Annotated in this window: 11 protein-coding genes; 6 read left to right on the top strand and 5 right to left on the bottom strand. The window is 61.9% G+C overall.

What is annotated here, in order from left to right; all coding sequences use genetic code 11:
• Positions 1-28: 28 nt before the first annotated feature.
• Positions 29-733 carry a haloacid dehalogenase type II gene (locus tag HX855_RS32575; RefSeq protein WP_177090817.1) on the bottom strand — a complete coding sequence of 235 codons (705 nt, stop codon included), beginning with the start codon at positions 731-733 and terminating at the stop codon, positions 29-31.
• 111 nt (positions 734-844) lie between these two features.
• Here HX855_RS32575 and HX855_RS32570 point away from each other — a divergent pair, with 111 nt between their 5' ends.
• A complete protein-coding gene (locus HX855_RS32570; protein WP_177090815.1) occupies positions 845-1,705 on the top strand; it encodes a LysR family transcriptional regulator in 861 nt (286 codons plus the stop codon).
• A 136-nt stretch (positions 1,706-1,841) separates the two neighbouring features.
• On the opposite strand, the gene HX855_RS32565 is transcribed toward HX855_RS32570, so the two are convergent.
• The 4 genes from HX855_RS32565 to HX855_RS32550 form a co-directional block, all read right to left on the bottom strand.
• Complete coding sequence (locus tag HX855_RS32565) at positions 1,842-3,110, bottom strand: EAL domain-containing response regulator (protein ID WP_177090813.1); 1,269 nt, start codon at positions 3,108-3,110, stop codon at positions 1,842-1,844.
• 9 nt (positions 3,111-3,119) lie between these two features.
• Positions 3,120-3,503 (bottom strand): response regulator, encoded by a 384-nt coding sequence (locus tag HX855_RS32560; protein WP_177090811.1) that lies wholly within the window; start codon positions 3,501-3,503, stop codon positions 3,120-3,122.
• Positions 3,488-4,843, bottom strand: coding sequence for a HAMP domain-containing sensor histidine kinase (locus HX855_RS32555; RefSeq protein WP_177090809.1), 1,356 nt, complete (start codon positions 4,841-4,843; stop codon positions 3,488-3,490). Before HX855_RS32555 ends, HX855_RS32560 begins: the two co-directional genes overlap by 16 nt.
• 180 nt (positions 4,844-5,023) lie before the next feature.
• Positions 5,024-5,434: a DoxX family protein gene (locus tag HX855_RS32550; RefSeq protein ID WP_177090808.1), complete on the bottom strand. Its 411-nt coding sequence runs from the start codon at positions 5,432-5,434 to the stop codon at positions 5,024-5,026.
• Positions 5,435-5,724: 290 nt separating this feature from the next.
• On the opposite strand from HX855_RS32550, the gene HX855_RS32545 reads away from it, so the two are divergent.
• From HX855_RS32545 to xylB, 5 genes are read left to right on the top strand one after another with little or no spacing between them, the layout of a single operon-like run.
• Positions 5,725-7,257 (top strand): sugar ABC transporter ATP-binding protein, encoded by a 1,533-nt coding sequence (locus HX855_RS32545; RefSeq protein ID WP_177090806.1) that lies wholly within the window; start codon positions 5,725-5,727, stop codon positions 7,255-7,257.
• Positions 7,258-7,282: 25 nt separating this feature from the next.
• Positions 7,283-8,251, top strand: coding sequence for a hypothetical protein (locus tag HX855_RS32540; protein WP_003209708.1), 969 nt, complete (start codon positions 7,283-7,285; stop codon positions 8,249-8,251).
• Positions 8,252-8,284: 33 nt separating this feature from the next.
• The gene (locus HX855_RS32535; RefSeq protein ID WP_177090804.1) at positions 8,285-9,226 is read left to right on the top strand and encodes an ABC transporter substrate-binding protein; all 942 of its coding nucleotides are present in this window, start codon (positions 8,285-8,287) and stop codon (positions 9,224-9,226) included.
• 21 nt (positions 9,227-9,247) lie between these two features.
• Positions 9,248-10,240, top strand: coding sequence for a LacI family DNA-binding transcriptional regulator (locus tag HX855_RS32530; RefSeq protein ID WP_177090802.1), 993 nt, complete (start codon positions 9,248-9,250; stop codon positions 10,238-10,240).
• A gap of 1 nt (position 10,241) precedes the next feature.
• Positions 10,242-11,717 (top strand): xylulokinase, encoded by a 1,476-nt coding sequence (xylB, locus tag HX855_RS32525; protein WP_177090800.1) that lies wholly within the window; start codon positions 10,242-10,244, stop codon positions 11,715-11,717.
• The last annotated feature ends 64 nt before the right edge of the window (positions 11,718-11,781 follow it).

Below are 11,781 nucleotides of genomic sequence, written 5' to 3'. Positions count from 1 at the left end.
CAGCAACGGATATGCCCCCCAAACCACCTCACCACCCCAACGACGCAAACAACCCAGGCACACCCTCCAGCGTCGGCAAAATCCCATCGGGCCGGTAGTCGGGCAACAACTGCCGCCCAGTCCCCCGATCAATCCAAACACACCGAAACCCGATATCCCGCGCCGCCGCATGATCCAGATGCGGGCTGGCACAAATATGCACCACCTGCTCCAGGCTGACCCCCAGTTGCTCATGGGCATAGTCAAACAACCGCCGATCCGGCTTGTAGGCCCCGGCCTGCTGGGCCGTGATCACCCGGTCAATCATGCCGCCCAATTGCGCCACGTTGCCGGCAATCACATCGTCATCGGTGTTGGAGACAATGCACAGCTTGTAGCCCATGCCCTTGAGCCGCCCAAGGGTCTCGACCACTTCCGGAAACGGCGGCATCGCACCAATGCTGTCAGTCAACACCGCAGCATCCTGCGTATCGGTGGGCAACCCCAGTTCCTGCAACGCCTGCTGCAATCCAAGCCCCGCCAACGTGCGAAAGCGGCGGTGCGGCGGCGTCTGCTCCAGCGCATGTTCATGACGGTCATACACACGGATCAGCGTCTCGGTATCGACCTGGTGCACACCCTTGGCGGTGAGGATCTGATCAATCGCCGCACGCAGGCCTTCATCCCACTGAATCAGCGTGCCGTAGCAATCGAAGGTCAGCCAGAGCGGGCGAGGGGAGTGTTCAAGGGACATGGGGCACCTCATTGAGCCAAGTAATGCCTGAAGCATAGGAACAGTACCCCTCAGTTGGAAATTAAATTAACCTCTTCACATCAGTTGAATTGCCGATATGAAGGGCGCCCCATGTTTGATCTCGAACTGCTGCACACCCTGGTCTGCGTGGTGGATGAAGGCAGCTTCACCCGTGCCGCCGAGCGCGTGCACCGCACCCAGTCCACCGTCAGCCAGCAGATTCGCAAGCTCGAGGCGAGCGCCGGGCAGACGCTGTTGGTGCGCGACCGCTCCGGGCAGCACGTCAGCCCCACCGAACAGGGCGAGTTGCTCACCCATTACGCACGTCGGTTGTTGAACCTGTCCCGGGAAGCGCGCGACGCCCTGAGCACCGAAGCCAGCGTGGTGCCGGTGCGCCTCGGCGTGCCGGAAGATTTCGATGCCGCCCGCATGGCCTCGATGCTCTCCGGGTTTGTACGGGCCCGCCCCGAGGCAAGGCTGGAAACCGTGAGCGGCATGAGCACCGAGCTGCGCCGGCAGCTGGAAGCGGGTGAAATCGACATTGCCCTGGTCAAGCGTGAAACCGGCAGCGGCGACTGCCACGCCCGTTGGCCGGAACCGTTGGTATGGGTGTGCGGGCAAGACCAGGACCTTGAACTGGAGACCTTGCCACTGGCGCTGTTCCCCCAAGGCTGCATCTACCGCAAGCGGGCCACACGCGCGTTGGACAAGGCCCGGCGCAGTTGGCGCGTGGCGTTCGGCAGCCACAGCCTCACCGGGATTCAGGCTGCGGTGACCTCCGGGTTGGGGCTGAGCATCCTGCCGGTCAGTGCGGTGCTGGCCAGCCATCGTTTGTGCACCGAACTGCCAGCGGTGCCGCCCTCGGAACTGGCACTGGTCAGCGGCGCCGAACGCCTGGGCCCGACGCACCAAGGCTTGATCGAATTCCTGCGGGAAGAGATTTCACTGCCACATACGGGTGCATCTTATTGATTCAACGCAACTTCTTGTGGCAAGGGAGCATGCTCTTCAGAGCAAATGCGCCTGACGGTGGGGGTGTTGCAGACCCGCGCGGAAACCGTGCGGGTCAATGCCAACAAGTTGCAGAAGCGGGCGGGCTTGTTCGAAGTCAGTGAGGCTGCGGCCTGACCAGGCTGCGTTTATCCAGCAACAGGCGCTCCAACTCCTTCATCGGCAGCGGCCGGCTGAACAGATAGCCCTGGATCTGATCGCAGCCGGCTTCCCGCAGAAACTCCAGTTGCGCCTGGGTTTCCACGCCTTCGGCCACCACCCGCAGTTTCAGGCTGTGGGCCAGTTCGATGATGGTGCGGGTGATGGCGGCATCCTGGGGATTGCTGGTGACTTCGCGGATAAACGCGATATCGATTTTCAGCGTATCAATCGGGAACCGCCGCAGGTACGCCAGGCTTGAGTAGCCGGTGCCGAAGTCGTCGATGGAGATCTTCACCCCCATCGCCCGCAAGCGTTGCAGGCTGGCGATGGTGTGCTGGGTGTTTTCCATCAGCGAGCCTTCGGTCAATTCAACCTCCAGCCAATGGGGCTCCACGTCAGCGCTGGCAAGGGAATGGGCGATGTCGGCAATCAAATCGCCTTCGATCAGTTGATGCCCCGACACGTTGACCGACACCTCGACCGCGCCCACCGCGCTCGATTGCCAGGCGGCGATCTGACGGCACACGCTGTCGATCACCCAGCGACCCAGCGGCACGATCAAACCCAGGCTCTCCAGGATCGGGATGAACACCGCCGGAGACACCGCGCCATAGCCTGGCCGGTCCCAGCGCAGCAGGGCTTCAAGGGCGCACACCTGACCGTTGGCCAACTCGACCTTGGGCTGGTAATGCAACACGAACGCTTCACGCTCGACGGCCAGGCGCAGGGCTTTCTCCAGTTCCAGGCGGGCCAGGTCATGGACGTTCAGTTGCGCGGTTGCATGGCCTTGTTGCAGCAGTTGCTGCTCCAGCATCAGGCTGTGGTGTTTCAACTGGTCGCTGTGGGCCTTGAGCCGCAGCAGGTTGCGCACCCGTAACCACAACTCGACCCGTTCCACCGGTTTACTGATGAATTCTTCGGCGCCGGTTTCCAGGCCGCTCAGGCGTGCGCTGGATTCACTCAAGGCCGAGAGCATGATGATCGGAATGTTCGCGGTGGCCGGGTTGCCCTTGAGCTGGTTGGCCACTTCATAGCCGTCCATGCCCGGCATCATGATGTCCAGCAGGATCAGGTCCGGCGGCTGTTGCGCGACCAGCCGCAGGGCTTCTTCACCATTGGCGGCAGTCACGGTCTGGTAACCCTCGTGGCGCAGCAGGGTTTCCAGCAGTTTGCGTGCCTGGCTTTCATCATCAACGATCAAAAGTGTTGCGGGTTGGCTGGCCATGGAGAGGACTCAAGTCGGAGGCGTGATGGGCTTTTGCAGCAGTGTGTCGATCACCTGGTACAGCTCCTTGTAGCGCAGCGGCTTGATGATGTAAGCGTCGCAGCCGGCCCGCAGGGTTTTATCGCGGTCTTCCTTCATGGCCATGGCGGTCAGGGCGATCACCGGGATGTGCGCGGTGTAGGGATCTTGTTTGAGCAGCGAGGTAGCCGCCAGGCCGTCCATGCCGGGCAACTGGATGTCCATCAGGATCAGCGCCGGTTGTTTTTCCCGGGCCAGGGTCAGGCCGGTCTCGGCGTCGGCGGCCCACAACACGCTGTGGCCGGCATTCACCAACAGAAGGCGGGCCAGGCGCATATTGGCCTCGTTGTCTTCGACAATCAGGATTTCGGCCATGGGGCCTCCATATCCGGTGCGCGATGCAGCGGCAGCCACACCACAAAACGGGCACCTGCGCCTTCACGGCTGGCCACGGCAACGCTGCCGCCGTGCAGGTCGGTCAGTTGCTTGACCATTGCCAGGCCCAGGCCCGTGCCTTCGAATTTGCGCGCCAGGCTGCTGTCGATCTGGCTGAAGGCCTTGAACAACTTGCTCATGTCGTCCCGGGCGATACCGATACCAGTGTCGCTGACGCTCAATTCCAGGAACTGTTGGTGCGCGCTGGGTTGCAGGGCAAACCCGTGGGTGGGCCAGTCGCCGGGGACGTGGCCCACTTGGGGGCGACTCACCTCGCGTACCGACAGGGTCACGGAACCGCCGTGCTCGCTGAACTTCACCGCGTTGGCCAGCAGGTTGTAGATGATCTGCTTGGTCTTGCGCAGGTCCAGTTCCAGGGTGCCGAAGTCATCCTGGCTTTCGAGTTTCAACTGGATGCGCTGCAGGGCGGCTTTTTCCCGCACGATCAGCAGGCTGTTGGCCAACAGGCCCGCCAACTCCACGGCTTCCAGCTCCAGGTCCATCATCCCGGCCTCGACCTTGGACAGGTCGAGAATGTCGTTGATCAATGACAACAAATGCTGGCCGCTGGTGAAGATGTCGCCAATGTATTCGCGCTGGATCTCGCTCATGTCGCCCACCAGGCCGTCCTTGAGTGCCTCGGAAAAGCCGATCACCGCGTTCAGCGGTGTGCGCAGTTCGTGGGACATGGTGGCGAGGAATTCGGACTTCATGTGGCTGGCGTGTTCCAGCTCCAGGTTCTTTTCTTCCAGGGCCCGCTCAAAGCCTTTGCGCTCGGCTTCTTCCTGCTTGCGTGCGGTGTTGTCGGTGCCGATCAGCAGGTAGCCAATGATTGCGTCGTTTTTATTGCGCAGCGCGGTGACCGAGACCATGGCCGACAGGCGACTGTTGTCCTTGCGGATGTAGGTCAGCTCGTAGATGTCCTCGATGCCTCGGGAGGCCTTGAACACCAGGGCTTCGAAGCCGGGGGTGATCGGCGTGTCCAGCTCCAGGCTGAGGGCGGCGGCGCGGGTGATCAGCTCCGCGGGGTCGGAAATGTCGGCCGGGGTGACGCGGTTCAGTACATCGGCGGCGGCATACCCCAGCATGCGTTCAGCGCCGACGTTGAAGATCTGAATCACGCCTTTTTCGTCGGTGGCGATGCTGGAAAAGTAGGCGCTGTTGAAGATCGCGTCTTGCAGGGCGCCGGTCTTGAGCAGGGTTTTCTGGCGTCTGAATTCGACGATTTTTTCGGCCCGGGATTGGGGTTCGGGCGTGTTATCGAGAGCAGGTTTTTCCATCGCAGGGCATTCCGTGAACTTCAGGCCCGACGCTGCTTAAGGCAGTGTCGCAGAGCATGCTCACAGAAGATCGCACGAGGCGATGAGGAGGAGATGAGGTCCTTGGACAATAGCAGAGAATGTGGCGTTTTGATGGCTGAAAACATCCCCCCGGAAGCTTTCAGCCCTCAAACGATTGCCTTAGTTCAACACCGCACGCTGGGAGCGCAAATGATCGAGGCTGAAGCTGCCCGCGCCAAACACCGCGATTTGCAGGAAACCGCCGCAAATGGCCAGGTTTTTCAAGAAGTTAATCAGCTGACCCTTGTCACCAAAGTGAGTGTGGAACAGCAGCGCCGTCATCAACGTAAAGGCCGCCATCAACAGCGCCACCGGGCGCACGCGATAGCCCAGCAATAACGCCGTGGCCAACCCCAACTCCACCACCAGCGCAATGCCGTAGGCGAGAGACGGGAAGGGCGCGCCGGACGCCGCGATATACGTAACGGTGGCCGACGGCGCCATCAGCTTGCCAATCCCGCTGAAAAGAAACAGCGCGACGAGCAAAGCACGGCCAAACAGCAAGGTGAGGTTCTGGTTCGGGGTAGTCATGGTGCGACCTGCAGGTGGTGGGAGGAAGTTTGTGCGGATCATTCATGAATTGCCCAGGTACCGAGAAGGCGTATCTGTTTATTCACACTATTTGATTTCCAGATAGTGGCCAGCCATTAACCAAGTGAAGGTTTTTTCATCTGATGAAACGTTTAATCAACCGACAAAAGGCCTGCGCAAGCGCTTGCGTAAACAAATGTATCTGATTAGAGTCGGCAGCAATCAGGTCTGCCGATGGCTGTCATCGGCAAACACCCGAACACAACAATAATAAAACCAGGAGCTCAGTCATGAGCCTTGACCCGTTGCTTGAAATGCAGGGCATCAGCAAGACCTTCAATGGCCTGCGGGTGCTCAAGAACGTCAGCCTGAAAGTCTACCCCGGTGAAATCCACGCCTTGATGGGTGAGAACGGCGCCGGCAAATCGACGTTGATGAAGATCCTCTCCGGTGCCTACCAGGCCGATGACGGCGGCACCATCCGCATCGATGGCCAGCCCGTCGCCAGCTACAATCCAGCCTCCGCCAAAGCCCTCGGCATTGCCGTGATCTACCAGGAACTGAGCCTGTGCCCGAACCTCACGGTGGCCGAGAACATCTACCTGGGCCGTGAACTGCGCCGTGGCTGGACCATCGACCGCAAGGGCATGGAAGCCGGGGTGGCCGAGGTGCTGGCAAGGCTCGGTGCAGAGTTCCAGGCCACCACCCGCGTCGCCAGCCTGTCCATCGCCGAGCGCCAACTGGTGGAAATCGCCCGGGCCCTGCATGCCCACGCCAAAATCCTGGTGATGGACGAGCCCACCACGCCGCTGTCCTCCCGGGAGACCGACCGCCTGTTTGCGCTGATCAAACAACTGCGCAGCCAGGGCCTGGCGATCATCTACATCAGCCACCGCATGGCCGAAATCTACGAGCTGTCGGACCGGGTCTCGGTGCTGCGGGACGGCGAGTACGTCGGCGAACTGGCGCGGGACGTGCTGTCGGCCGAAGTGCTGGTGAAGATGATGGTGGGCCGCGACCTTTCCGGTTTCTACAAGAAAGAACATGCCGCCTACGACCCCGGCCAGGTGGTGATGCGTGTACGTGACATGGCCGACGGCAAGCGCGTGCGCCATTGCAGTTTCGACCTGCACGCCGGTGAAGTGCTGGGCATCGCCGGGCTGGTGGGCGCGGGCCGCACCGAGCTGGCGCGGCTGATCTTTGCGGCCGACCCACGCACCTCCGGCACCCTGGAGGTGGTGGGCAAATCCGTCACCCAACTGCGCAACCCGGCGGACGCGATTCGTGCCGGCGTGGTGTACCTCACCGAAGACCGCAAGGCCCAGGGCCTGTTTCTCGACATGAGCGTGGCCGACAACATCAACGTCTGCGCCTGTGTGCCGGATGCCCATGCCGGCGGCGTGCTCGACCGGGGCCACGGTGCGCAACGCTCACGTGATGCGATCAAGTCCCTGTCGATCCGTGTGGCGTCGGGCAAGGTCAATGTCGGCGCGTTGTCCGGCGGCAATCAACAGAAGGTGCTGCTGGCGCGGCTGCTGGAGGTCAAGCCCCATGTGCTGATCCTCGACGAGCCCACCCGTGGCGTGGACATCGGCTCCAAATCCGAGATCTACCGCATCATCAACCAGTTGGCCAAGGCCGGCGTGGGCATTGTGGTGATCTCCAGCGAACTGCCGGAAATCATCGGCACCTGCGACCGTGTGCTGATCATGCGCGAAGGGCAACTGGTGGCCGAAGTGGGCGGGGCATCGGGGCTGGACATTTCCCAGGAGGCGATTATCGACCTCGCCACCGGCAGCGAGCAGGTGGCCGTCCATGGCTAATTCAACAACCAGCGGGAGCAACACCATGACTGTGGCAACGATCGGCAAGGCTGAGCGTATTCGGGAACTGATGCGCACGGTGGGCATGTTGCCGGTGTTGGTGTTGCTGCTGGTGGGCTTTGCCCTGGCCAGCGAAAACTTCATGACCGTGCAAAACCTGTCGATCATCACCCAGCAGGCGTCGGTCAATGTGGTGCTGGCAGCGGGCATGACCTTTGTGATCCTCACGGCGGGCATCGACCTGTCGGTGGGCGCGATTCTTGCGGCCTCGGCGGTGGTGGCGCTGCAAGCGTCGATGTCGCCGCAATTCGGCATGTTCGGGATTGCCGCCGGGGTTGGCTTCGGGTTGTTGCTGGGGCTGGTCAACGGTGGCCTGATCGCCTTTATGCGCCTGCCGCCGTTTATCGTCACCCTGGGTGCACTGACCGCCATGCGCGGGTTGGCGCGCTTGCTGGCGGATGACAAAACCGTGTTCAACCCCGACCTGCCGTTTGCTTTTATCGGCAACGATTCGGTGCTCGGTGTGCCCTGGTTGGTGATCATCGCCGTGGCCGTGATCGCGCTGTCGTGGTTCATCCTGCGGCGCACGGTGATGGGTGTGCAGATCTACTCGGTGGGCGGCAACCCGGAAGCGGCGCGGCTGTCGGGGATCAAGGTGTGGAAAGTCCTGCTGTTCGTGTATGCCATGTCCGGGGCGCTGGCCGGCCTGGGCGCGGTGATGAGCGCTTCGCGCCTGTTCGCCGCCAACGGCCTGCAACTGGGGCAATCCTATGAATTGGATGCGATTGCCGCGGTGATTCTCGGCGGCACCAGCTTTACCGGGGGCGTCGGCACCATCGGCGGCACGCTGATTGGCGCACTGATCATCGCCGTATTGACCAACGGCCTGGTGCTGCTGGGCGTCTCGGATATCTGGCAGTACATCATCAAGGGCATCGTGATCATTGGCGCAGTAGCGCTGGATCGTTATCGCCAGTCCGGTGCGCGGACCTGATTTCACTCAAACAACAATCACAAGAGAGTCATCATGAACTTCAAACGCATTTTTCCTGTTGTCGCCTCCCTGGGCGTTGCCGTGTTGATGTCCCACACCGTGCAAGCCCGTGAACTGAAAGCCATCGGCATCAGCATGGGTTCCCTCGGCAACCCGTATTTCGTGACCCTGGCCGACGGCGCCACGGCCCGGGCCAAAGAGCTGAACCCGGCGGTCAAGGTGACCTCGGTATCGGCTGACTATGACCTGAGCAAGCAGTTCTCGCAGATCGACAACTTCATCTCGTCCAAGGTCGACCTGATCCTGCTCAATGCCGTCGACCCGTCGGCCATGGCCTCGGCCATCAAGAAAGCCCGGGACGCCGGGATCGTGGTGGTGGCGGTGGACGTCGACGCCAAGGGCGTGAACGCCACGGTGCAGACCGACAACGTCGAAGCCGGCAAGCTGGCCTGCCAGTTCATCGTCGACAAGCTCTCGGGCAAGGGCAACGTGATTATCCAGAACGGCCCGCAGGTTACCGCGGTGACCGATCGCGTCAAAGGCTGTAAAGCGGCCCTGGCCAGCGCGCCGGACATCAAGGTGCTGTCGGACGACCAGGACGGCAAAGGCTCCCGCGAAGGCGGCTTGAACGTGATGCAGGGCTACCTCACACGCTTCCAGAAAATCGACGGCCTGTTTGCGATCAACGACCCCCAAGCCATCGGCAGTGATCTGGCGGCCAAGCAGCTCAAGCGCAGCGGCATCATCATCACCTCCGTGGACGGTGCGCCGGACATCGAGAACGCCCTGAAGACCGACACCCTGATCCAGGCCTCCGCCAGCCAGGACCCCTGGGCCATGGCGCAGACGGCGGTGAACGTCGGCAATGACATTCTCAATGACAAAGCACCGGCCGAAGCGGTTACCCTGCTGGCGCCAAAATTGATCACCCGCGACAACGTCGGTTCCTACAGCGGTTGGTCAAGCAAACATTAAAAGCACGCAGGAGTGAGTACCGTGGCAACCATGGAGGATGTGGCACGAATGGCAGGGGTGTCGACGTCGACGGTTTCCCACGTCTTGAACGGCACCCGCAAGGTCAGCCCGGACACGGTGCAAGCGGTGCAGAGCGCGATCCGGCAGTTGGGCTACATCCCCAATACGCTGGCGCGCTCCCTGGCCCGCTCCACCACCAGTACGATTGGGGTGGCGATCTCGGCGCTGTCCAACCACTACTTCAGTGAAACGGTGCACGCGATTGAAACCGAGTGCGCCAAGCACGGCTACATGATGCTGTTCGTCGATACCCACGACGATCCCGAACAGGAATTGCGGGTGGTCACGGCGCTGCACCATCGGCGGGTGGACGGCATTCTGTTGGCGCCGTCCACCGGTTCGCTGGCCCTGGACTACTTGCAGGCCAATCAAGTGCCAGCGGTGTTGGTGGACCGGATGATGAGCGATCGTTTCGATCAGGTCGGGGTGGAAAACACGCTGTCCACCCAGGCCCTGGTGACGCATTTGATCGAGCATGGTCACCGGCGCATCGGGTTTATTTCCGGGCGTGCGGGGCTGGGTACGTCCGATGAACGGGTGGCCGGTTATCAAGCCGCGTTGCAGGCGGCGGGGTTGCCGCTTGAGCCGCAGTTGCTGGTCAATGGCGGCTCCAGCAGCGAGCCGGCCCGGCTGGCCACGGCGCAGTTATTGGCCCTGGAGACGCCGCCCACCGCAATCATGGCGGGCAACAACTTGATGACCCTGGGTGCAATGCACGCCTTGCGCGATGCACAGATTGAGGTGCCCGGGCAAATGGCCCTGGTGGGGTTCGATGATTTTGACTGGGCGGACTTTTTCGTGCCGCGCCTGACCTTGATCGCACAACCGGTGCAGGAACTCGGCGCCCGTGCGGTCAACCTGCTGCTTGAGCGCATGGCGTCGCCCAAGCGTAAAAAACACAGCGTGCGGCTCGCGCCCACCCTGAAGATTCGTCATTCATGCGGCTGCCCCTGATATGAACAACCCGGTTTCCCTTGGCATTGATCTTGGCACTTCGGAACTCAAGGCGATCTTGATGGACGAGCAGGGCAGCGTCCTCGCTCATGCCGGTGCGCGCCTGACGATATCGCGCCAGCATACGGGCTGGTCCGAGCAGAACCCCGAAGATTGGTGGCAAGCGTGCCTGAAGGCGCTGGACCAATTGCGCGCTGATCAGCCAGAGGCCTATGGCCGAGTCAGTTGCATCGGTTTGTCCGGGCAGATGCACGGTGCGGTATTGCTGGGGGAAGACGACCGGGTGTTGTACCCGGCCATCCTGTGGGATGACTCCCGCGCCATGGCCCAGGCTGAGGCGTTGGGCACGGAGTTTGCCGAGGTTACCGGCAGTTTGCCGATGGCCGGGCTTACTGCGCCGAAGCTGTTGTGGTTGCGGGAGCATGAACCGGCGGTGTTCAGCGCCATTGATTGCGTACTGTCGCCCAAGGATTACCTGCGCCTGCGCTTGAGTGGCGAGCGTGTGAGTGATGTGTCTGACGGCGCCGGCACCCTGTGGCTGGATGTGGCCAATCGGGAATGGTTCGAGCCTATGTTGCGGGCGACGGGGTTGGGATTGGCCCAGATGCCACGGCTGGTGGAAGGCGGGGCGGTCAGTGCCGGTTTGAATGCGGCTGCGGCGCTGCGCCTGGGCTTGGCCGAAGGCCTGGTGATTGCCGGCGGTGGCGGGGACAACCCGGTGGCGGCGGTGGGCATCGGCGCGGTGAATGCGGGGGATGCGTTTATCACCCTTGGCACCAGCGCGGCGATTGTGGCGATTACCGATCATGCGGCGGGGAATCCGGCGAGTGCGGTGCACAGCTTTTGTCATGCGTTGCCTGAGCGGTGGTACACGATGGGTGCCCTGTTGGCCGGGGCCAGTTGTTTGCGGTGGGTGACGCGGTTGACGGGGTCTGTGGATGAACAGGCGTTGCTGGATCAAGTGCAGGCCGCTTTGCCGATCGGGCAGGTTGTGCCGGTTTCCAATCCGCTGTTTTTGCCGTACCTGGCGGGGGAGCGTACGCCCCATAACGATCCGTTGCTGCGGGGTGGCTTCATGAGCCTTGGGCATGACTGTACGCCGGCGATGCTGGGTTATGCGGTGATGGAAGGGGTTGGGTTTGGGCTGCTGGATGCGCTGAATGCGGTGCAGTCGGCCGGGGCTACGGTGGGCGCTTGCGCACTGGTGGGCGGTGGGGCCCGCAGTGAGTATTGGGCGCAGTTGCTGGCCAATATTCTTGGGCGGGAGGTCTATACGTTGCACGGCAGTGAGTTGAGTGCGTGTATTGGGGCGGCGAAGCTTGGGTTTTTGGCGAACGGGCAGGGCGCTGCATTGTTGCAGGCGGGGATGGCGGTCAAGCAGCGGTTTTTTCCGGACGGGGCTCAGCGGGTGGTGTTGCAGGCGCGGTTTGTTAAGTTTCGGGGGTTGTTGGGGGCGGCCAGGGCTTTGCACAATTAGGGGGGCTGGCGGTGTACATATCCGTTATTTAGGTAATGGCTGATATTGGTTCCGCCCTTACGGC

Origin of the sequence: Pseudomonas sp. IPO3778 (assembly GCF_013386825.1) — a bacterium.
Taxonomy (GTDB): Bacteria; Pseudomonadota; Gammaproteobacteria; order Pseudomonadales; family Pseudomonadaceae; genus Aquipseudomonas.
The sequence above is the reverse complement of the archived record's forward strand: the minus strand, read 5'-3'. Positions and strand labels throughout refer to the sequence as shown.